Raw genomic sequence first — 21,021 nt, 5'->3', positions numbered from 1 at the left:
AAATGGGGCTGCTGAGATAAATGTCGACCCCGTGGTTCGCCGGTCCCGGGATCCTTTTCACGACCCGTTCTCCATCGGGCCGGCTCGCCATCCACGGCGGCGCCCCAACGGGATCGTGATGCTGCCCAGCGTGATCAGAACGGCCGCGGCGAGGGAGAACAGGGCGACCCGGGTCGCGATCGAGACGCTCCGGGCGTCCTCCTCCGGTGCGGGCCGTATCGCGTCGGGCGCGAGCGGGGCGGGCTCCTGCGGTGCGAGCGCCACCGTCTCCGAGGGGAGGATCGCCGACACGGCCAGCAGCGGGTTGACCATTCCCGCGCCGGTCCCGGTCCCGGACCCGCCGTCGGCGGTCAGCGTGATGCGCCGTCCCACCTCCTCATTGGTCAGCTCCGGATAGCGGGCGCGGACCAGCGCGACGACCCCGGTCACGTACGCCGCGGCGAAGCTGGTGCCCTCCAGGTCCTCCTTGTACACCTGGCCGGGCAACGTACTCGTGATTCCCGTGCCGGGCGCCATCACGGCGATGGGTGTGATCGGGTTCGAGGAGTCGGCCCTCCTCCCGTCGGGACCGGCGGAGCCGACGGACAGGACCCCCGGATAGGTGGCCGGATAGGCGGCCACGGGGGAGCCGTCATCCTTGTTGACGTTGCCGGCCGCGGCGACCACCACCACGTTCTTGGCCAGCGCGTAGGCGACCGCGTTGCGCAGGTCGGGCTGGTCGCTGGCCTGGACCGAGACGTTGATCACGTCGGCGCCGAGCTGTACGGCCTTCACGATGGCCTGGGCCAGCATGCCGACCTGCCCTCGTTCGTCGTTGGTGTGTTTGACGGAGATCAGCTTCACCTCCGGCGCGACCCCAGTGAAGGGGACTCCCCTCACCGGGACCGCGGCGACGATGCCCGCCACCTCCGTGCCGTGGCCGAAGCAGTCACGCGCCCCGGTCCCGGTGACGTCCTCCGCGATGCCCCGCTTCAGCTGAGGGTGCCCGGTGTCCAGGCCGCTGTCGACGATCGCGACGGTCACTCCCGCCCCCCTGGTCAGCTGCCACACCTCGGGCAGGTTGAGCCGCCGCTGGGCCCAGGACTCCCCGATGGTCGCCGTCCCGCGAGGCGGAGAGCAGTCGGCTGTCCCTCCCGCTGCCTCTCCAGCCGCCGCGACGGGAGGAGCCGCGATCGTCAGCGCGAGCACTCCCGCGGCGAGCTTCCAGCCGATCATCGAAACTCCCGGAACGGGCGGATGTCAGACGGCATCCCGCTCCTCCGCCCGGTCCGTCCGATCCCGGAGCCCGGCGGGCATCCGGTCGGCCTCACGGTCACGGAGGGGGAGAACGGCATCATGGTCGTCTTCTCGCGCTGTGTTCGCTGTGTCAGCCGCGGGGGTCATCCGCAGTTGGCCCATTGGGTGCCGTTCTGGCCGCCGGGACCGCCGCCGGAGACGCGCACGCACTTGCCCTTGCCGGGAAGGATGACCGGGCCCGCGTAGTAGTCGAAGTTGCCCCGGTCGGTGTTGGAGCCGCCCCCCTGGACTTCCAGGGTGGCCCAGACCTGCGTCGCCTTGCCGACGTCGGCGCTCTTCATCGCGACCGCGCAGTTGTTGCCGGTGGAGGCGTTGTAGAGCTGGTAGACCGTCCCCCCGGGGAACGAGGCGCTCTGCTGCACGGAGAAACCCGCTCCGCATGCCTGCTGCGGGCTGTAGGGATTGGAGCGCGGCGGCGCCGTCGTCGGCTTCGGAGCGGCCGTGGTCGGTTTGGCCGCGGAGGGTTTGGCGGCGGGCGGCGCCGTCGTTTTCGCAGGTGTGGGCTTCGCGGTCGTGGGCTTCGCGGTCGGCGGCTTGGTGGCCGACGGTTTGGTGGTCGGCTTCGGGGCGGCCGTGGTCGGCTTGGCCGTGGTCGGTCTGGCGACGGGCGGTTTGGCCGTCGGCTTCGTGGCCGTCGGCTTGGCGACCGGCGGCTTGGCGACCGGCTTTGCCGTCCCCTTGGCCTTCCCCGTCGTCCGGGGCGCGGTCGGTACGGCGGGCGGCGGGAGCGTCGGCATCAGGACCGGTGGGGTGACCGGGTTCATCGCCGGGAGAGTGGGGACATCGGTGGACAGCTGCAACGGCCCGACGTCTCCCGCCTGCGGCGTCGGAGTCGTGCCCCAGGGTACGGTCACCCGGTTCGCCGGGTCGTCCGTGGTGTCCTGACCCGGCCACTGGCTCGCCGGTGCCGACGAGACCTTTCCGTCGGCGGCGACCCGTTCCGCGTTGCCGAGGGAGGTGTAGCTTCCGGCGGCCCACAGCCCGAGTCCGGACAGCAGGGCGACCACGCCGACCCCGGCCACCAGCATGAGAGGGAAACCATTGCCGTTCCGCTGCTCCTTGACGGAGTCGGCGATCACAGCACCGCTCTTCGGAGGCGGACTTCCCGGTAGGGGCGGTGTGCCCCAGAGCGGTGGCGCCGGTGGCGCCGGTGGCGCCGGTGGTGCCGGTGGTGCCGGTGGCGGCGCCACCGCCGGGGACAGGGCCCCGTTGAGCGGTCCGGCGTGAACGCCGGGGGCACCGGGGGCGTTCGCCTCGAAAGCACCGGGAACATCGAGGACTCCGGGGGCCCCGAGAACGCCAGGGATTCCGGCGGCACCGGGAACGCCGGGAGCGTTCGTGCCAGGAACGCCGGGGGCGTTCGTGCCGGGAACGTTGAGGGCGGCAGGCATGTTCGTACCCGGAGCTCCGGGAGCCTTCGCGCCGGGAACGCTCGGAGTGCCAGGAGAACCCGGATCGTCGGGGACGGCGGGGGCGTTCGCGCCGGGAACGCCGGGAATGGCGGGAGCGTTCGTACCCGGAACTTCGGGGACCACGGAAACGCCGGGCGTGTCTGTACCGGGAACTACAGGAGCGTTCGCGCCGGAAACGCCGGGAACGGCGGGAGCGTTCGCGCCAGGAGCGTCGAGGGCGGTGGGGGCATCTGCTCCGGGAATACCAGGGAGGCGGAGAGCGCCGGGAGCACCGAGGGCGGTGGGGGCGTTCGCACCGGGAACGCCGGGGAGGCGGGGGACGGCGGGGAGGCTGGGGAACGCCAGGACCGGTGGGGCCTGTTCCGCGGGCTGCTCACCGAGCAGTCGCAGCATGGCCGCCCTGGTGTCGGGACGGGCTTCCGGACGCCCGTCCAGGCAGGTGACGACGAGGGAGCGGAGCACGGGCGGAATGCTCGTCAGGTCCGCCGGGCCCTCCGGCGGCGTCTCGGGCCATTCGACGAAGGGCGGCTGCCCGGTGGCCGCGTAGACGACGGTCGCGGCCCAGGCGAAGAGGTCCGCGGGCCTTCCGGGCACAGCGGCCGGGGCCGGGACCGGTTCCCGGCCGGGGCCGGTCCCCGGGATCCGCGCGGCGTCGCCGCCGGACGCGGCCCCCGGGCGGACGTGCTCGGGGGCCCGGAATCCGGGATCGGAGCCGGCGGCGTCGCCGAGGCCGATGTCGCAGACGCGAGGACCGTCGGGGCCGAGGAGCACGGTGTCGGGGGTGAGCCCGCCGTGGACAAGACCGGACAGGTGTACGGCGGTGAGCGCGGTGAGCATGCCGACCGCGAGCCGTTCCAGGGCGTCTCCGCCGAGAGGTCCGTCGGCGGCCACCGTCTCGCGTAGCGAACGGCCCTCGACGTGCTCGCGGACCAGGTAGGGGGAGTCGTCGGACCAGCCGACCTCCAGCAGCCGGGCGGTGTGCGCCCCGGACACGCGGCCGGCGGCGTGCAGCTCGTTGGTGATCCGTTCGCGTGCCTGAGGGTCGGCGTCCGGGCGTGGTTCCAGCACGCGGATCACGCGAAGGGTGTCCTCGTCGGGCAGGTGTCCCAGATAGACGGCCTGGGCGGGATCCTCGAGGAGCCGGCCGACCAGGAGGTGGACGCCGATGCGCTCCGGATCCTCGGGCAGCAGAGGGTGCAGGTCACCCATGGAATTCCTTCCAGCTCACATCTCGGTACAGACACTCATCAGGTTGATCAAGCCCCATCCAATCAAATCCGGCCCACCCGAATCGCCGTTTTCACCCGCTTTTCACGTCTGTTTCCCTGTCGGGGCTAAATGACGGGTTCCATTCGTGTATCGGAGGAACGGAGGGATCGCTCGCCGTGACGAGGGCGACGAGGCTCACCCGCCCGGCACGGCGACCCCCGTACCGCGAATCGGCAGCCGGCGTCGCGCGGGGAGAGGTCGCTCAGGCGGGTACGGGATTTTGCGGTCCTAAGCTGGCCGGGGTGGGTGAGCCGGAAAGACGCCGGCGGGTGTTGCCCACGTCCCGACGCGAAACCAGGAGCAGTCATGAGCCAGTACCCATGGGGCGAGGCGACCGCGACCGGCATCGGGTCGCATCCGGGGGAGGACCACGCGGAGGCGATCAAGGTCGTCTTCGGCGAGTTGCCCGCGCTGCCGTACCTGCCGGAGCTGCCCGCACGCGGAGTCGGCGCCGACATGATCGGGCGGACGGCGTCGCTGCTGCTGGAGCTCCCGGTGGAGGTGCAGCCGTCCGGCTGGCGGTTCGCCGACCGGCCGGGACGCGACTTCAAGCGCGCCCGCGACCACCTTCTGCGTGACCTCGACGCGCTTGAGGAGTCGGCCCAGGGATACCGGGGCCCCTTCAAGATCCAGGTGTGCGGGCCGTGGACGCTGGCGGGGGCGATCGAGCTCCGGTACGGCGACAAGACGCTCGCCGACTCCGGCGCGGTGCGTGACCTGGTGGAATCCCTCGCCGAGGGGATCGTCGCGCACGTCGCCGACATACGCCGGAGGGTGCCGGGCGCCTCGGAGATCGTCGTACAGCTCGACGAGCCGGGACTGCCCGGCGTCCTCGCCGGCACGGTGCCGACCGCGTCGGGCTTCGGGCGGCTGAACGCCGTCGACGTCCAGGTCGCCGCCGACCGGCTCCGGGAGGTGCTCCCCGCCGACGCGTTCCCGATCGTGCACTGCTGCGCCTCCGATGTGCCCTTCAAGGTCCTTCGTACGGCGGGCGTCAAGGGAATCTCGCTGGACGCCTCCCTGCTCAAACGGCGTGACGAGGACGAGATCGGTGAGCTGATCGAGGCCGGGACGGCGTTCTTCCTCGGTGTCGTGCCCGGGGTGGACGCCTCGCTGCCGGACATCGACGTGGTCGCCAGGCCCGCCGTCGAGCTCTGGCGCCGTCTCGGGTTCCCTCACGCCGGCCTGGCCTCGCAGGTCGTGCTCACCCCGGCCTGCGGCCTGGCCGGAGCCTCGCCCGCCTACGCCAGGGCGGCCCTGGCCAAGTGCCGCAAGTCGGCCCAGGTGCTGGGCGAGGATCTCGGCCGGCGGGACGGCTGACCCCCTTCCCTGAGCGAGCGCCAGGCGGTGCGATGCCCGGCCCGCATGTGCCGGGCGAGGATCCCGGCCGGCGGGGCGGCCGGGATCCTTCCCGGAGCGGACGCCGGAGGCCCGTCGGCCGGGCGCCGGGTTCACGTACCGCGGCCCCATGTCCGGCGGCCGCGGCCCCACGTGCCGTCGCCGCCGATCAGACGGCCTTGTTCATCTCCGGGTAAGGCGGACTCGCGATGTCGGTGCTCGGCGATAGCGTTTCCCTGGGTCGTTTTGACGAGGGGAGAGCGGGCGATGGGCGCTGAGGTCGAGGGTGTGCCGGTGGCCGCGTTGGAGCGGCACGCGAAGCTGACCGAGCTGGTCGAGGAGGCCAACCGCAACTATCACGTGCTCGACGCTCCCACGGTGAGCGACGCCCAGTACGACACGTGGATGCGGGAGCTGCGCGAGCTGGAGGAGGAGAGCCCCAGCCTGCGCACGCCCGACTCACCCACGCAGAAGATCGGCGCGCCGATCTCCACCGTCTTCAGGCCGGTCGAGCACCTGCAGCGCATGGAGAGCCTGGACAACGCGTTCAACGCCGACAACCTCGCCTCCTGGCAGGCGCGGGCCGAGCGGCTGGCCGAGCGCGACCCCGCGCCCTACCTCTGCGAGCTGAAGATCGACGGTCTGGCGCTCGCGCTGGTCTACGAGAAGGGCCGCCTGGTCCGGGGGGTGACGCGGGGCGACGGCCGCGTCGGCGACGACGTGACGGCCAACGTGCGCACGATCACGAATGTGCCGCACCGCCTGATCGGTGATGACGTGCCTGATCTGGTGGAGATCCGCGGAGAGGTCTACATCCCAGTCGAGGGGTTCAAGAAGCTCAACGAGCAACTGGTCGAGGAGGGCAAGGCCCCGTTCGCCAACCCGAGAAACTCGGCCGCCGGCTCGCTACGGCAGAAGGACGCGCAGATCACCGCGCAGCGCCCGCTGCTCATGATCGTTCACGGCGTCGGCGTGTGGAAGGGGTCCGCGGAGCCCGCGACCCAGTCCCAGGTCTACGAGCGGCTCAGGGAGTTCGGGCTCCCGGTCAGCGACCTCTACAAGGTCGTCGACGACCTTGAGGGCATCAATGCCTTCATCGAGTTCTACCGCGAGCACCGCCACGACCCGGCCTACGAGATCGACGGTGTCGTGGTCAAGGTCGACCGCATCGAGCTCCAGAACAACCTGGGTTCCACCAGCCGGGCGCCGCGCTGGGCGATCGCCTACAAATACCCGCCGGAGGAGGTCAACACCAAGCTTCTGGACATCCAGGTGGGGATCGGCCGCACCGGCAGGGTCACGCCGTACGGCGTCATGGAGCCGATCGTGGTGGCCGGGTCCACGGTCGAGCGGGCCACGCTGCACAACGGCTCGGAGGTCGCGCGCAAGGGCGTGCTCATCGGGGACACCGTGGTGCTGCGCAAGGCGGGCGACGTCATCCCCGAGATCGTCGGGCCGGTCGCCGCCCTGCGCGACGGCACCGAGCGGGAGTTCACGATGCCGACGCACTGCCCGGAGTGCGGCACCGAGCTGGCGTACGAGCGGGAGGGCGACGCCGACCTGCGCTGTCCCAACGCCAGGGCGTGTCCCGCCCAGCTCCGCGAGCGCATCTTCTTCGCCGCCGGGCGCAGGGCCTTCGACATCGACAAGCTGGGCTACGTGGCGGCCACCGCGCTGACCCAGCCGCTGCCGCCGCAGGAGCCGCCGGTCCGCACCGAGGCCGACCTGTTCGACCTGACCATCGAGCGGCTGCTGCCGATCAGATCCGTCGTCCGCGACCCCGACACCGGCCTGCCCAAGACCGACCCGGAGACCGGCGAGCCGAAGGTCGTCACCCTCTTCGCCAACCAGAGCGGCGAGCCGAGCAAGAACGCCGAGACGATGCTGGAGGAGCTGGAGAAGGCGAAGACGAAGGACGACGCGGTCCAGCGCGTGCTGGTCGCGCTCTCCATCCGGCACATCGGCCCGCCCACGGCCCGGGCGCTCGCCGCCGAGTTCCGCTCGATCGACGCGATCGCCGACGCCTCGGAGGAGGAGCTGGCCGCGGTCGAGGGGGTCGGCCCCCGGGTGGCCGCGGCGATCCGCGAGTGGTTCGAGGTCGACTGGCACCGGGAGATCGTCGCCCGCTGGAAGGCCGCGGGAGTCCGGATGGTGGACGAGGGGCTGGCGGAGCGGCTCCCGCAGATCCTGGCCGGGCTGACCTTCGTGGTGACCGGCACACTGGCCGATTTCACCCGCGACGAGGCCGGCGCGGCCCTGACGAGCCGGGGCGGCAAGGTCTCGGGCTCGGTGTCGAAGAAGACCTCCTTCGTGGTGGTCGGCGAGAACGCCGGCTCCAAACTCGACAAGGCGGTCACGCTCGGCGTCCCGGTCCTGGATGAGCCGGGCCTGCGGGTTCTCCTCGCCGAGGGGCCCGAAGCCGCGGCCGCGATGGCGGTGAAACCCGAAGAATAGTCGGCCATGGACGGACGTAATGGGGCAAAGGCGCTCAATATGCCAGTGACGGAACGTGCGCAACCGGTTTCGCGAAGTGGCCCATAGGCCGTACTCTCCCATAGTGAACTAATGGGGGTTTTGTTACTCATGGCCGACCCAAACGACACACGCGACACTGGCCCGCGCGCTGGTTCGCCCTTGTGGTCCTATCTCGCCACCGTCATCGCGGCGGGGTTCACCGTTCTCGCCGTGACGCAGTGGCTGATCGGTCAGGAGGAGCTGGCGGGGCTCGCCCGCAGCCCGCTTTTCTGGATGCTGTCGATCCTGGTCGTGCTGGGCGAGCTGCGGCCGGTGCTCCTGTCGTCGTCGATGACCGTGGGCGGCACCTACCCGTCGACCATGTTCACCTTCGCCGCGCTGCTCCACTACGGGTTGCCGACCGCCGTGCTCATGCAGACGGTCGCCATCGTCGTCAACGGAGTCGTCACCCGCAAGGCATGGCATCGGGTGATGTTCAACATCGCGCAGGTGACGCTGGCCTGCGCCGCGGCCGGGGCGGTGCTCGGGATCTTCGACAACCGGCCGTCCCCGGTGACGGGCTGGGTGCCCAGGGGGTCCGACCTGCTCGCGATCGGGCTGGCCGGGCTCGCCTACTTCGTGGTCCGGGCACTGCTGGTCTCCGGCGCGGTGGCGCTGCACGAGCGCAGGTCACTCCACCGGGTGATCAAGACCACGATCGGCCACCAGAGCCTGGTCTACGCCGGGCTGCTCGGCCTGGCGCCGCTGGTCGTGGTGGTGATGAACCACTCCCCGGCGCTGGTGCCGCTGTTCCTCGCACCGGTGATGGCGGTTTACTTCACCGCCACCATGTCGGTCCGCCGCGATCACCAGGCGATGCACGACGGGCTCACCGGGCTGCCCAACCGCAAGATGCTCGTGCTCAGCACCGAGGAGGCGCTCGCCGAGGCGCGGGTGGGCGAGCGGGTCGGCCTGTTCCTGCTCGACCTCGACCGCTTCAAGGAGGTCAACGACACCCTCGGGCACCCGGTCGGCGACCGCCTGCTGCAGCTGGTGGCGCACCGGCTCACCCACAGCGTGCGGCCGGGTGACGTGGTGGCCCGGCTCGGCGGTGACGAGTTCGCGGTGCTGCTGCCCTCGATCAGGGACGCCGCGGCGGCCAGGGAGGTGGCCGCGCGCCTGCGGGTGGCCCTGACCGAGCCGGTCCGCCTGGAGGGGATGACCTTCGACGTGGACGCCTCGTTCGGCATCGCCCTCTACCCCGACCACGCGCCGGACTTCGAGATGCTGCTCCAGCGCTCCGATGTGGCGATGTATCTGGCGAAGGAGGGCCGGACGGGAGTCGAGATCTACGCCGCCGACAAGGACCGCAACAGTCCCGAGCGGCTCAACCTCCTCGGCGACCTGCGCAGGGCCATCGACCGTTCCGAGCTCCGGCTGCACTACCAGCCGAAGCTTGACCTGGCCGGGGGGCAGGTGCGGGGCGTGGAGGCACTGCTGCGGTGGTGCCACCCGGACCGCGGGATGATCCCCCCGTCCGAGTTCGTGCCGATGGCCGAGCAGTCATACCTGATGCGCCACCTCACCGGATACGTCATCGACACCGCGCTGGCCCAGGCCGCGCACTGGTGGCACACCGGCCTGCACGAGCAGATCTCCGTCAACGTCTCCGCCCGTGACCTGCTCGACTCCGCCCTCTCCGACCGGCTGGAAGCGGGCCTGGCTCGATACCGGCTGCCGCCCATGGCGATCCAGCTGGAGGTCACCGAGCGGATCCTGATGACCGACCAGGCCTACACCGCCGACGCGATCCGCGCCCTGGCCTCGCTCGGGGTGCCGCTCGCGCTGGACGACTTCGGCACCGGCTACTCCTCGCTGGTCCGCCTGCAGCGTCTGCCGGTCGCCGAGGTCAAGATCGACGCCTCGTTCGTCCGCCGGATCGGCGAGTCCAAGGACGACGAGCGGATCGTCCGCTCCATCGTCGACCTCGTCCGTTCCCTGGGCCTGCGTTCGGTCGCCGAGGGCGTCGAATCCCCCGAGGTGGCCGCCCACCTGGCCGACATGGGCTGCGATCTCGGCCAGGGCTGGTTGTTCGCCAAGCCCATGTCCGCCGCCGACGCCACCGTCTGGCTCCGTGAGCACCGTGACCCCGCCAAGCCCGGCCTCGACTTTCTCGACCCCATCGAGGCTCTTGACCCCGCCGAGGTCTTCGATCCCCACCCCGCCTGACGGCCCCGCATCGGACATCGTCCGGGAAACTCCCGGGCCGGGAAGAACCGGTCAGGGTCCGAAAGACCTCCCACCGGCTTGCGGACCCTCGATGAGGCCCCGGGGCCGTGTTCACCGGAGGGTTCCGGCGGCCAGGACGAGGAGTTCCGCCCCACTTCACAGGCCACGGAGCGGGTGACCAACCCCCCTAACAGATCTTGACTTGGTTACTGCGGCGTTAATGAGTCGGGCACGTTAGGTCACGAGCCATAGGATGACAGGGTCCAATTGCCATTCCACGAAACGGGTTCAACGACTCATGTCCGCCATAACCCGCGACGAGGTCGCTCACCTCGCCCGGCTCTCCCGGCTGGCGCTGGCCGATGAGGAACTCGACCACTTCGCCGCCCAGCTCGATGTGATCATCGGTGCGGTCGCCCGCGTCGCCGAGGTGGCGGCCGACGACATCCCGCCGTCCTCACACGCGCTCCCGATCACCAACGTCTACCGCCCCGACGAGGTACGGCCCAGCCTGACGCCGGAACAGGCACTGTCCGGTGCCCCGGCAGTCGAGGACGGCCGCTTCCGTGTCCCGCGCATCCTTGGGGAGGAAGCATGAGTCTCATCCACAAGTCCGCCGCCGATCTGGGCGCGCTGATCGCGAGCGGCGAGGTCTCGGCCGTCGAGGTCGCACAGGCCCATCTCGACCGGATCGCCGCCGTCGAGCCACAGGTCAACGCGTTCCTGCACGTTGACGCGGAGACGACGCTGGAGCAGGCGCGGGTCGTCGACGCCCGCCGGGCCGCCGGGGAGGACCTCGGTCCGCTCGCCGGTGTGCCGATCGCGCACAAGGACGTCTTCACTACCAAGGACATGCCGACCACGGCCGGATCGAAGATCCTTGAGGGCTGGCGCCCGCCGTACGACGCGACCGTGACCCGCCGCCTCCGCGAGGCCGGTCTGGTGATCCTCGGCAAGACCAACCTCGACGAGTTCGCGATGGGCTCCTCCACCGAGAACTCGGCCTACGGCACGACGCACAACCCGTGGGACCTCTCGCGGATCCCCGGCGGCTCCTCGGGTGGCTCGTCCGCCGCGGTCGCGGCCTACGAGGCCCCGCTGTCCACCGGCACCGACACCGGCGGCTCGATCCGCCAGCCCGCCGCGGTCACCGGCATCGTGGGCATGAAGCCGACCTACGGCGGCTCGTCCCGCTACGGCGTGATCGCCTTCGCGAGCTCCCTGGACACGCCGGGCCCCTTCGCCCGCAACGTGATGGACGCCGCGCTGCTGCACGAGGCGTTCTCCGGCCACGACGTCATGGACTCCACCTCCGTCGACGCCCCGGTGCCCTCCGTGGTCGAGGCGGCGCGCAACGCCGACGTGGCGGGGCTGCGCATCGGCGTGGTCAAGGAGTTCGGCGGCGACGGATACCAGCCCGGCGTGCTCGCCCGCTTCCACGAGACCGTGGAGCTGCTGGAGTCGATGGGCGCCAAGGTCTTCGAGGTCTCCTGCCCGTCGTTCGACGTCGCGCTCCCGGCGTACTACCTGATCGCCCCGTCGGAGTGCTCGTCCAACCTGGCCCGGTTCGACGCCATGCGGTACGGCCTGCGCGTCGGCGACGACGGCACACGGAGCGCCGAGGAGGTCATGGCGCTGACCCGCGCCCAGGGCTTCGGCCCCGAGGTCAAGCGGCGCATCATCCTCGGCACGTACGCGCTGTCCAGCGGCTACTACGACGCCTACTACGGCCAGGCGCAGAAGGTCCGCACGCTCATCGCGCGCGACTTCGAGGCGGCGTTCCAGCAGGTGGACGTGCTCATCTCGCCGACCACGCCGACCACGGCGTTCGCGATCGGCGAGCGCGCCGACGACCCGCTGGCGATGTACCTCGCGGACCTGTGCACCATCCCGGCCAACCTGGCGGGCAACGCGGCCATCTCCGTGCCGTGCGGCCTGGCGGACGAGGACGGGCTGCCGGTCGGTCTGCAGATCATGGCCCCGGTGCTCGGCGACGACCGCTGTTACCGGGTCGGCGCGGCCGTGGAGAAGGCTCTCGAGGCCCGTTGGGGCGGAAGCCTGCTGTCCAAGGCCCCGGCGCTGTAGAAACCTTTTCGAGGAGACGGAGGCGACAGGTGAGAGGGAGAGCGGCGGCATGATCACTCGGATCGAGATCGACGGGTTCAAGTCCTTCTTGAACTTCGATCTCGATGTGCCGCCCTTCCTCGCGCTGGTCGGTCCCAACGCAAGCGGCAAGTCGAACCTGTTCGACGCCGTCGGGTTCGTCGCGGACGAGGTCGCGGGTTCCGGCGGGCTGCTCGACGCCGCCAGGGGTCTGCCGGGCGAGCAGTTCCACCGGGTCGCGCAGGGAACCGCGATCGGCGGGTTCGCCGTCTCGGTGGAGGCCCTGGTCGCCCCGGAGCCCGGCGCGTTGCTGCCGATCCGGTTCGACGTGGGCGCGGAGATGGTGCTCAGGATCCCCAGGTCCAGCGGGACCGTCGTCAGCCACGTGGCCCGTCAGATCCCGGAGGAGCTGCTGGGTCACATGGTCGAGGATCCGGAGCCGGAGAACACGCCTCGCCGTACGGTCCAGTCGTGGCGCCGTTATGTCCCCTCGCCGCGGGCCATGCGCCGCCGGTGCTCCTCGGCGGACGCCGGGCCCCTCGCGGCCGACGGCGCGAACCTCGCCGCGGTGCTCGGGCGGATGGCACGATCGGCGGCGCTGACCGATCTCACGGTCGACCTCGCCGGGGTGGTTCCCGACGTGGTCGCGCTGATTCCTCGCGTCGATCGCGAGGAGTGCTCCTTCGACGTCGTCGTCGACGGTCAGGGAACGGTGCCGGCCGCGCTGCTGTCAGACGGGATCCTGCGGGTCCTCGGCCTGCTCACGGCTCTGCACGACCCCGACCATCCGGGTACGCTGATGGTGGAGGACATCGAGAACGGCGTGCATCCGAGCCGTCTCGGTGAGCTGCTCCGGCGGATTCGGCAGCGGGTCACCGCGCCGGGCAGCAGGGAGCCGTTCCGGCAGGTGATCTTCACCAGCCACTCCCCGGTGGTGGTCGCCGAGATCTACCGGACCGAGCCGGACGCGCTGACCTTCCTGGACGCCGTGGTCCGTGTCGACCCCGACAACGACCGGGTATCGCGGGTGACCGTGGCCAAACAGATCCAGCCGGACGGCGAGCCGGGCACGTTCGTCTCGCCCAGGCAGGTCCGCAAATACCTGGGCGCGGCGGCATGAGCCGGCCTCTGGTGGCGGGGCTGGTCGCCGAGGGGGAGGCCGACGAGGGCTTTCTCGGCATCGTGATCTCCCGGCAGCTGCGTGAGCTCGCCTGGATGTCGCCGCACGCGGTCGACGTCGAGGCGACGGAGGTCGTCTCCTGCGACCGGGAGCACATGGTCACGGCGCTGGAGGAGCTCGCCGCCGACTGCCATCTGCTCTTCACGCACGACGACGAGAGGGACCGGGGCAAGGCCGGTGGCAAGGCCGACGGGGTCCGCTACCACTCGCACTACCTGGTGCCGGTGATCGGACTCGGTGAGACCGAGGCTTGGATGCTCGCCGATCCCGCCGTGTGGGCGGGGCTGGAGGGCAGCGACGTCAGTGGGCTGCCCGTACGGCCCCGCGACGTCGAGAGGATCGTGGACCCGGTCGGTCTCCTGGCCGCGACCGTCCCCCGCCGGGGCAAGCCGATCCGCGACTACTTCGAATACATAGGACGCAACATCGACCTCGCCGTCCTGGCCCAGGTGCCCGCGTACGCGGACTGGGTCGCCGAGACGAGGAACGCATTGAAGGGGCTCGGCTACTTATGAGAGTTCCAAGGAAAATCCGACGAGTGAATGTAGTGGCGTGCGACGAACGAGCACTCCGCATAGCGAAAGAGTCGCGAAAGAGTCGCGAAAGAGGAGTGGTGAACGACAGTGAGCACTGACACGGTGATGCCGTACGACGAGGCGCTGGAGCGCTTCGAGCCGGTGCTGGGGCTGGAGACGCACGTCGAGCTGGGTACGGCGTCGAAGATGTTCTGCGGCTGCCAGGCCGAGTTCGGCGCGCCGCCGAACACCAACGTCTGCCCGGTCTGCCTGGCGCTCCCCGGAGGGCTGCCGACGGCCAACGTCAAGGCGATCGAGTCGACGATCCGCATCGGCCTGGCCCTGAACTGTTCGATCGCTGAATGGTGCCGCTTCGCCCGGAAGAACTACTTCTATCCGGATATGCCGAAGAACTACCAGATCAGCCAGTACGACGAGCCGCTCTGCTTCGACGGCTACCTCGACGTCGAGGTGAACGGCAAAACCGTGAGGATCGAGATCGAGCGCGTCCACCTGGAGGAGGACACCGGCAAGTCCACCCACGTGGGCGGCGCCACCGGCCGCATCCAGGGAGCCGACTACTCGATCGTCGACTACAACCGCGCGGGCATCCCGCTGGTGGAGATCGTCACCAAGCCGATCCCGGGGACCGACAGGCTCGCCCCCGAGGTCGCCCGCGCCTACGTCACCGAGCTGCGCGAGGTTCTGCGCACGCTCAACGTTTCCGACGTGCGTATGGAGGAGGGCTCCATGCGCAGCGACGTGAACGTCTCCCTCATGCCGCGCGGCTCCTCGGAGTGGGGCACCCGCACCGAGACCAAGAACGTGAACTCGCTGCGCAGCGTCGAGCGCGCGGTCCACAGCGAGATCGAGCGTCAGGCCGCGATCCTGGCCGACGGCGGCCGGATCATCCAGGAGACCCGCCACTTCCACGAGAACACGGGCACCACCACCTCGGGCCGGTCCAAGGAGGAGGCGCAGGACTACCGCTACTTCCCCGAGCCCGACCTGGTGCCGATCGCCCCCGACGTCGCGTGGGTGGCCGAGCTCAAGGCCGCGATGCCCGAGCTGCCGCGCCTGAGGCGCAAGCGGCTCCAGCAGGAGTGGGGCGTGTCCGACCTGGACATGGAGGCGATGCACAACAACGACGCCATCGGCCTGGTCGAGGCGACGGTCGCCGCCGGAGCCCCGCCCGCGGACGCCCGCAAGTGGTGGATGGGCGAGCTGTCCCGCCGCGCCAACGAGGCCGGTATCCCGCTCAGCGAGCTGCTGATCACCCCGGACCAGATCGCCAGGGTGTGCGCGATGGTCGCCGGGGGAGCGCTGAACGACAAGCTGGCCCGGCAGGTGCTGGAGGGCGTGCTGAACGGCGAGGGCTCCCCGGACGAGGTGGTGGCCGCTCGCGGTCTGCAGATCGTCAACGACGAGGGCGAGCTGCTGGCGATCATCGACCAGGTCCTGGCGGGCAACGCCGACGCGGCCGAGAAGGTGCGCAGCGGCAAGATCGCCGCTGTCGGCGCCCTGGTCGGCGGCGTCATGAAGGCCAGCCGCGGCAAGGCCGACGCGGGCCGGGCCCGGGAGCTGCTGCTGGAGAAGCTCGGCGTCTCCGAGTAACTCACTCCGGCTGGTTTGATCGAAACGCTCGGCTGGGATGCCCCAGCCGAGCGTTTCGCGTGATGGGCCCGGCGTCAGCCGGTGATGCGGCGGGCGGCCAGCTTCCTGATGAGAGGCGCGAACAGCGCGAGGAGCGCCACCGCCAGCAGCACCGCGGCCATCGGGCTCCTGACCAGGACCGTCACGTCGCCCGCACCGATGGCCAGGGCCCGGCGGAGCTGGACCTCGGCCATCGGCCCCAGGATCAGGCCGATCACGGCCGGGGCGATGGGCAGGCCGAAGCGGCGCATCGCGAAGCCGAGCACGCCCAGGACATAGAGGATGACCATGTCCACCCAGGAGGAGTTCAGCGCGTAGACGCCGAGCGCGGCGAACAGCACGATCCCGGAGTAGAGATACGGACGGGGGATGTGCAGCACCCGGGCCCAGAGGGGGGCGAGCGGCAGGTTGAGCACCAGCAGCATGGTGTTGCCGATGAACAGCGAGGCGATCATGCCCCAGACCAGCGCCGGGTTGTGGTCGAACAGCTGGGGTCCCGGCTGCAGTCCGTACTGCTGGAAGGCGGCGAGCAGGATCGCGGCCGTCGCGGAGGTGGGCAGGCCCAGGGTGAGCAGCGGGACGAGGGTGCCCGCGGCCGAGGCGTTGTTGGCCGCCTCGGGACCGGCGACGCCCTCGATGGCGCCCTTGCCGAACTCCTCGCGGGTGACCCCGCGGGCCAGCTTCTTCTCGACCGTGTAGGACAGGAACGTCGGGATCTCCGCGCCACCGCCGGGCAGCGCCCCGAACGGGAAGCCGAGCGCGGTGCCGCGCAGCCACGGCCGCCAGGAACGGGACCAGTCGGAGCGGCCGAGGAACGGCCGGCCGACCGGGACGACCTCCGGCTCGCCGTGCCGTAGCCGGGAGGCGACGTAGAGCACCTCGCCCAGCGCGAACAGGCCGACCGCGACGATCACCACGTCGATGCCGTCGAGCAGCTGGGGAACCCCCATGGTCAGCCGTGCCTGCCCGGTTTGCTGGTCGATGCCGATCAGTCCGATGACCAGGCCGACCCCCAGGGACGCCAGCCCGCGCACGACCGAACGCGACAGCACGGACGAGACCGCCGTGAAGGCCAGGATGGCCAGGGCGAAGTAGTCCTCGGGGCCGAAGGAGATCGCGAAGTCCACCACCAGCGGCGCCGCGACGACGAGCAGTCCGGTGGCGATGGTGCCCGCGACGAAGGAGCCGATCGCGGCGGTGGCGAGAGCCTGGGCGGCCCGGCCCCGCTTGGCCATCTTGTTACCCTCGAGCGCGGTGATCATCGAGGAGCTCTCGCCGGGAGTGTTGAGCAGGATCGAGGTGGTCGACCCGCCGTACATGCCTCCGTAGTAGATCCCGGCGAACATGATGAACGCACTCGCCGGGGGGACGCTGAAGGTGATCGGCAGCAGCAGCGCCACGGTCATGGCCGGGCCGATGCCGGGCAGCACGCCCACCAGGGTGCCGAGGGTGACGCCGATCAGGGCGTAGATCAGGTTGATCGGGGTCAGCGCGGTCGCGAACCCCTCCATCAACAGCTGGAACGAATCCATCTAGATCACCCCGGAGAGCAGCCCGGCGGGCAGCGTCACGCCCAGGCCCTTGACGAAGGCCAGGTAGGTGAGGGTGGACAGCACGACGGCGACCACGCCCGCGCGGAGCCGGTGTTCGGCGCCGAGCGTCACCGACAGGCCGAAGAAGAGCAGCGCGCCCGCGATGATCCAGCCGAGCAGGTCCAGCAGCCCGGCGAAGGCCAGGAAGATCACGCTGACCAGCACGACCGTCCGCCAGTCCGCCGGCGCGTCGGTGTCGGCGTCCTCGGCCTGCTCGGGGTCGCCACGGCCGCCCCTGACCACGTCGAGCACGTAGAACAGCCCGATCAGCAGCAGCGCCGAGCCGACGATGATCGGGAAGAAGCGGGGCCCCAGCCCGAACGTGGAGCCCGCCGCGGTGACGTCCGCGGTGCCCACGATCACGAAAGCGCCCAGCGCGAGGACGACCAGGGCCAGGACGAGTTCGGGCCGTCGCCAGGAGTACGCCGGATCGGCGCCACGATCGGTGGCGCCGCCCGGCTCTTCGGGGAGGGACATCAGGAGACGAGACCCATTTCCGCGATGACAGCCTTGATCTTGGTCTGCTCGGCCGTGAGGAAGTCGGCGAACGGCTGGCCGGTCTGGAAGACGTCGGCCCAGCCGTTCTTGGTCACCGCGTCCTTCCACGCCTGCGAGTCGTGCATCTTGGTGACCAGGTCGGTCAGGTTCTTCTTGGCCCCGTCGTCCAGGCCGCCGGGCGCGACGAAGCCCCGCCAGTTGGCGAGCTCGACGTCCAGGCCGGCCTCCTTCAGCGTGGGGGCGTCCACGTTGCCGAGGCGGGCCGGCGAGCTCACGCCGAGGGCGCGCAGCTTGCCGGACTTCACGTGCTCGGCGAACTCCCCGATGCCGGAGATCCCCATCGCCACCTTGTTGCCCAGCAGGGCGTTGAGCGCCTCACCGCCGCCGGAGTGGGCGATGTAGTTGACCGACTTGGGGTCGATGCCACCGGCCTTGGCCATCAGGCCCGCCACGATGTGGTCGGTGCCCCCGGCGGAGCCGCCCGCGATGGCGATCTTCGCCGGGTCGGCCTTCCACGCCGTCACCAGGTCGGCCAGCGTCGCGTACGGCGAGTCCGCCGGAACCACGACGATCTCGTACTCCTCGGTGAGCTTCGCGATGGGAGTGGTGTCGGCCAGGGTGACCTTCGACTTGTTCTGCTCCAGCGCTCCGACCATGACCAGGCCCATGGTCATCAGCAGGTCGCCGTTGCCCTTCTCACCCGCGAGCTGGGCCAGGCCGATGCTGCCGCCCGCGCCGGGCACGTTGTAGACCTCGACCTTGCGCGACTGGTCGACCGACCTGAAGGCCTGCTCGGCGATGCGGGAGGTCTGGTCCCAGCCGCCTCCCGGCGCGGCCGGAGCCATGATCCTCAGCGCGTTCGCGTCGGATCCCCCACCCGAGCCGCACGCGGTGAGGGCGAGGGACAGGGCAGCGAGGGCCGCCAGTCTCCGAAGACGCATCGTTAACTCCCAACAACATAAAGAAAGCGTGGTGAGGATGCTGAGGCTAAGCGATCACGGTGTCGATGCTTTGCGTGCTTGCCGTCGTATCGGTCGTATTGGTCATGGCCGCCGCGACCCCGTTGTTATCTCGGGCTGCTTTCATAAGGTCCCCTGACCAGGGAGCCGACTCGTGCGACGCCTACTCAACGCCTCGCTTGGCACCCAGCTGTTCTTTCTGCAGATGGTGATCGTGTTTCTTGCGGTCGGTGGTACGGCAGGCGTCTGGGTGGAGCACACCCGCGACCAGCTCGACCAGCAGTACCAGCAGCGAGCACTGGCGATCGCCGAGTCCGTGGCCGGGCTGCCCCAGGTGCGTGAGGCCTTTGGCCAGGCCAGGCCCGAGCTCAGCCTGCAACCGATCGCGGCGGGGGTCCAGGCGGCCACCGGCGCCGACTACGTGGTGATCGCCAACCGCGAGCAGATCCGCTACGCGCATCCCAACACGGCCCTGATAGGCAAGAAGCTCTCCACCGACGGCTCGGAGATACTGGTGAGCGGCCGCCCCTGGACCGGCATCCAGACCGGCACCCTCGGCCGTTCGGTGCGCGGCAAGGCCCCCATCTTCGACGCCTCCGGGAAGATCATCGGCCTGACCTCGGTCGGCGTCCTGGAGGGAACGGTCGCCGACCAGCTCGGCGAGGCGCTGCCGCCGCTGCTGTGGACCGTGCTCGCCGTACTCCTCGCCGGATCCGGCGCCACCGCGCTGATCGCCCGGCGGGTCCGCCGCCAGACCTTCGGCCTGGAGCCGAGGGAGATCGCGGCCCTGCTCGAACAGCGCGAGGGCGTGCTGCACGGTGTCAAGGAGGGGGTGCTCGCCCTGGACCTCCAGAGCAGGGTGACGCTGATCAACGACGCGGCCCGCGACCTGCTCGGCCTCTCCCAGCACGATGTCGGACGGGGCCTGCGGGAGATGCCCCTGTCCGACCGGATGCGCGACGTGCTGGACGGCGTGGACTCCGGTGACGACCGGGTGGTGCTCCACCGCGACCGGGTGCTGGTGCTCAACCGCACCCCGGTGGCGGTCCGCGAGCAGCAGAGCGGCTGGGTGGTCACCCTGCGCGACCGGACCGAGCTGGTACGGCTGGCGCGCGAGCTCGACCAGGCCAGCACCACGACCGGCGCGCTGCGCGCCCAGGCCCACGAGTTCGCCAACCGGATGCACACCGTGGTCGGCCTGCTGGAGCTCGGCGAGCACGAGACGGCGGTCAGCTACATCACCCAGACCACCGAGGCCTACAGCCGGCACGCGTCCGGCATCAGGGAGAAGGTCGCCGACCCCACGCTGGCCGCGCTGCTGCTGGCCAAGTCCGCGGAGGCGGCCGAGCGGGGCGCGTCCCTGGTGCTCTCCGATGACTCCCGGGTGGAGGAGGGCATGCTCGGCGACCCGCACGACGCGGTCCTGGTCGTCGGCAACCTGGTCGCCAACGCCCTGGACGCGCTTCAGGAGACCGGGGGCACGGTGGAGGTCTCGGTCCGCACCGAGACGGACGGCCTGCACGTCAGGGTCGGCGACTCGGGTCCCGGGATCACCCCCGACCTGGCCGGCGAGGTGTTCCGCGAGGGGTTCACCACCAAGGTCGCCCACGCGGGACCGCGTGGCCTCGGCCTGGCCCTGACCCGCCAGGCCTGCGCGCGCCGCGGTGGCTGGGTGCGGATGCACAACGCGGGCGGCGCCGTCTTCACCGCCCTGCTGCCCACGGGTGAGGGCACGGCGGCCGGCGAACCTGTCCGGAGCGCCCGGGACACCGGAGGCGGCGAGACCGCGGGAGTGGCCGGGCAGGGCGAGGCCACGAGGCTGGGGACGCCGGAGTGATTCGCGTGCTGGTGGTGGACGACGACTTCATGGTGGCCAGAATTCACAGCGGCTACGTGGCGCGGGTGCCCGGATTCACGGTGGTCGACGCCGTGCACACCGGAGGCGCGGCGATCTCGGGGGTGGCCGTGCACGGCCCCGACCTGGTGTTGCTCGACATCTACCTGCCCGACATGTCCGGACTCGACGTGCTCACGGCGCTCCGAGGCGCCTCCCACCCGGTCGACGTCCTGATGATCACTGCCGCGCGCGACGTGACCACGGTCCGGGCGGCCATGCGCGGCGGTGCGGTGAACTACCTGATCAAGCCGTTCACGGCGCGGGCCCTCACCGAACGTCTCGAACAGTACGCCGAGACCCGCAGGCGGCTCGCCAGGATCGGTTCCGAGGCCCGCCAGGACGAGGTCGACAGCCTGTTCGGCCTGGCCAAGGGAGGGCCGCCGCCGCTGCCCAAGGGGTTGTCCGCCCCCACGTGCGCCCTGGTCGCCGACGCGCTCAAGGCGAGCGGCACGGATCTGTCGGCGGCCGAGGCCGCCGTGCTCACCGGCCTCTCCCGGGTCAGCGCCCGCCGCTACCTGGAACACCTGTGCGCGGTGGGACAGGCGGAGCTCCGGCCGCGTTACGGTACCGCCGGACGGCCCGAACACCGCTACCGTTGGACGGGATGATCGCGAACCTCGGGTGGC

General features: G+C 70.7%; 15 protein-coding genes. 10 read left to right on the top strand and 5 right to left on the bottom strand.

The window, feature by feature from the left end:
* Positions 1-57: 57 nt before the first annotated feature.
* Both CHC08_RS18075 and CHC08_RS52430 read right to left on the bottom strand, forming a co-directional pair.
* Positions 58-1,215: a S8 family serine peptidase gene (locus CHC08_RS18075; protein WP_089208472.1), complete on the bottom strand. Its 1,158-nt coding sequence runs from the start codon at positions 1,213-1,215 to the stop codon at positions 58-60.
* A 164-nt stretch (positions 1,216-1,379) separates the two neighbouring features.
* Complete coding sequence (locus tag CHC08_RS52430; protein WP_089208471.1) at positions 1,380-3,917, bottom strand: serine/threonine protein kinase; 2,538 nt, start codon at positions 3,915-3,917, stop codon at positions 1,380-1,382.
* 366 nt (positions 3,918-4,283) lie between these two features.
* Between CHC08_RS52430 and CHC08_RS18065 the strand changes: the two genes are divergently transcribed.
* The 8 genes from CHC08_RS18065 to gatB all read left to right on the top strand — a co-directional run bounded on the left by CHC08_RS18065 (position 4,284) and on the right by gatB (position 15,410).
* Entirely contained in the window at positions 4,284-5,297 is a 1,014-nt protein-coding gene (locus tag CHC08_RS18065) for a methionine synthase (RefSeq protein ID WP_089208470.1), read from the top strand.
* Between the two features lie 285 nt (positions 5,298-5,582).
* Positions 5,583-7,769 carry an NAD-dependent DNA ligase LigA gene (ligA, locus tag CHC08_RS18060; RefSeq protein ID WP_089208469.1) on the top strand — a complete coding sequence of 729 codons (2,187 nt, stop codon included), beginning with the start codon at positions 5,583-5,585 and terminating at the stop codon, positions 7,767-7,769.
* A 129-nt stretch (positions 7,770-7,898) separates the two neighbouring features.
* On the top strand, positions 7,899-9,998 hold the full coding sequence (locus CHC08_RS18055) for a putative bifunctional diguanylate cyclase/phosphodiesterase (RefSeq protein ID WP_089208468.1): 2,100 nt from the start codon (positions 7,899-7,901) through the stop codon (positions 9,996-9,998).
* 298 nt (positions 9,999-10,296) lie between these two features.
* Positions 10,297-10,596, top strand: a complete 300-nt coding sequence (gatC, locus tag CHC08_RS18050; protein ID WP_089208467.1) for an Asp-tRNA(Asn)/Glu-tRNA(Gln) amidotransferase subunit GatC — start codon at positions 10,297-10,299, stop codon at positions 10,594-10,596.
* The gene (gene gatA, locus CHC08_RS18045) at positions 10,593-12,083 is read left to right on the top strand and encodes an Asp-tRNA(Asn)/Glu-tRNA(Gln) amidotransferase subunit GatA (protein WP_089208466.1); all 1,491 of its coding nucleotides are present in this window, start codon (positions 10,593-10,595) and stop codon (positions 12,081-12,083) included. The genes gatC and gatA overlap by 4 nt, the downstream gene beginning before the upstream one ends.
* 49 nt (positions 12,084-12,132) lie before the next feature.
* Positions 12,133-13,221 (top strand): AAA family ATPase, encoded by a 1,089-nt coding sequence (locus CHC08_RS18040; RefSeq protein ID WP_089208465.1) that lies wholly within the window; start codon positions 12,133-12,135, stop codon positions 13,219-13,221.
* On the top strand, positions 13,218-13,796 hold the full coding sequence (locus CHC08_RS18035) for a hypothetical protein (RefSeq protein ID WP_143653259.1): 579 nt from the start codon (positions 13,218-13,220) through the stop codon (positions 13,794-13,796). Before CHC08_RS18040 ends, CHC08_RS18035 begins: the two co-directional genes overlap by 4 nt.
* Before the next feature lie 108 nt (positions 13,797-13,904).
* Positions 13,905-15,410: an Asp-tRNA(Asn)/Glu-tRNA(Gln) amidotransferase subunit GatB gene (gene gatB, locus CHC08_RS18030; protein ID WP_275937184.1), complete on the top strand. Its 1,506-nt coding sequence runs from the start codon at positions 13,905-13,907 to the stop codon at positions 15,408-15,410.
* Between the two features lie 74 nt (positions 15,411-15,484).
* On the opposite strand, the gene CHC08_RS18025 is transcribed toward gatB, so the two are convergent.
* Genes CHC08_RS18025 through CHC08_RS18015 form a run of 3 tightly spaced genes read right to left on the bottom strand, consistent with a single transcriptional unit; the run spans position 15,485 to position 18,480 of the window.
* Positions 15,485-16,981, bottom strand: a complete 1,497-nt coding sequence (locus CHC08_RS18025) for a tripartite tricarboxylate transporter permease (RefSeq protein ID WP_089208462.1) — start codon at positions 16,979-16,981, stop codon at positions 15,485-15,487.
* The gene (locus CHC08_RS18020) at positions 16,982-17,518 is read right to left on the bottom strand and encodes a tripartite tricarboxylate transporter TctB family protein (protein ID WP_089208461.1); all 537 of its coding nucleotides are present in this window, start codon (positions 17,516-17,518) and stop codon (positions 16,982-16,984) included.
* On the bottom strand, positions 17,518-18,480 hold the full coding sequence (locus CHC08_RS18015; RefSeq protein ID WP_089208460.1) for a tripartite tricarboxylate transporter substrate binding protein: 963 nt from the start codon (positions 18,478-18,480) through the stop codon (positions 17,518-17,520). The genes CHC08_RS18020 and CHC08_RS18015 overlap by 1 nt, the downstream gene beginning before the upstream one ends.
* A 172-nt stretch (positions 18,481-18,652) precedes the next feature.
* Between CHC08_RS18015 and CHC08_RS18010 the strand changes: the two genes are divergently transcribed.
* Positions 18,653-20,335 carry an ATP-binding protein gene (locus tag CHC08_RS18010; protein WP_245878391.1) on the top strand — a complete coding sequence of 561 codons (1,683 nt, stop codon included), beginning with the start codon at positions 18,653-18,655 and terminating at the stop codon, positions 20,333-20,335.
* Positions 20,332-21,003, top strand: a complete 672-nt coding sequence (locus CHC08_RS18005) for a response regulator (RefSeq protein WP_089208459.1) — start codon at positions 20,332-20,334, stop codon at positions 21,001-21,003. Before CHC08_RS18010 ends, CHC08_RS18005 begins: the two co-directional genes overlap by 4 nt.
* The last annotated feature ends 18 nt before the right edge of the window (positions 21,004-21,021 follow it).

The organism is Streptosporangium subroseum, assembly GCF_900188345.1.
GTDB classification, from domain to species: Bacteria; Actinomycetota; Actinomycetes; order Streptosporangiales; family Streptosporangiaceae; genus Streptosporangium; species Streptosporangium subroseum.
The sequence above is the reverse complement of the archived record's forward strand: the minus strand, read 5'-3'. Positions and strand labels throughout refer to the sequence as shown.

Coding starts and splice junctions, on each gene's coding strand:
- CHC08_RS18075 (WP_089208472.1), bottom strand. CDS start 1,215: ATGATCGGCTGGAAGCTCGCCGCGGGAGTGCTCGCGCTGACGATCGCG.
- CHC08_RS52430 (WP_089208471.1), bottom strand. CDS start 3,917: ATGGGTGACCTGCACCCTCTGCTGCCCGAGGATCCGGAGCGCATCGGC.
- CHC08_RS18065 (WP_089208470.1), top strand. CDS start 4,284: ATGAGCCAGTACCCATGGGGCGAGGCGACCGCGACCGGCATCGGGTCG.
- ligA (WP_089208469.1), top strand. CDS start 5,583: ATGGGCGCTGAGGTCGAGGGTGTGCCGGTGGCCGCGTTGGAGCGGCAC.
- CHC08_RS18055 (WP_089208468.1), top strand. CDS start 7,899: ATGGCCGACCCAAACGACACACGCGACACTGGCCCGCGCGCTGGTTCG.
- gatC (WP_089208467.1), top strand. CDS start 10,297: ATGTCCGCCATAACCCGCGACGAGGTCGCTCACCTCGCCCGGCTCTCC.
- gatA (WP_089208466.1), top strand. CDS start 10,593: ATGAGTCTCATCCACAAGTCCGCCGCCGATCTGGGCGCGCTGATCGCG.
- CHC08_RS18040 (WP_089208465.1), top strand. CDS start 12,133: ATGATCACTCGGATCGAGATCGACGGGTTCAAGTCCTTCTTGAACTTC.
- CHC08_RS18035 (WP_143653259.1), top strand. CDS start 13,218: ATGAGCCGGCCTCTGGTGGCGGGGCTGGTCGCCGAGGGGGAGGCCGAC.
- CHC08_RS18025 (WP_089208462.1), bottom strand. CDS start 16,981: ATGGATTCGTTCCAGCTGTTGATGGAGGGGTTCGCGACCGCGCTGACC.
- CHC08_RS18020 (WP_089208461.1), bottom strand. CDS start 17,518: ATGTCCCTCCCCGAAGAGCCGGGCGGCGCCACCGATCGTGGCGCCGAT.
- CHC08_RS18015 (WP_089208460.1), bottom strand. CDS start 18,480: ATGCGTCTTCGGAGACTGGCGGCCCTCGCTGCCCTGTCCCTCGCCCTC.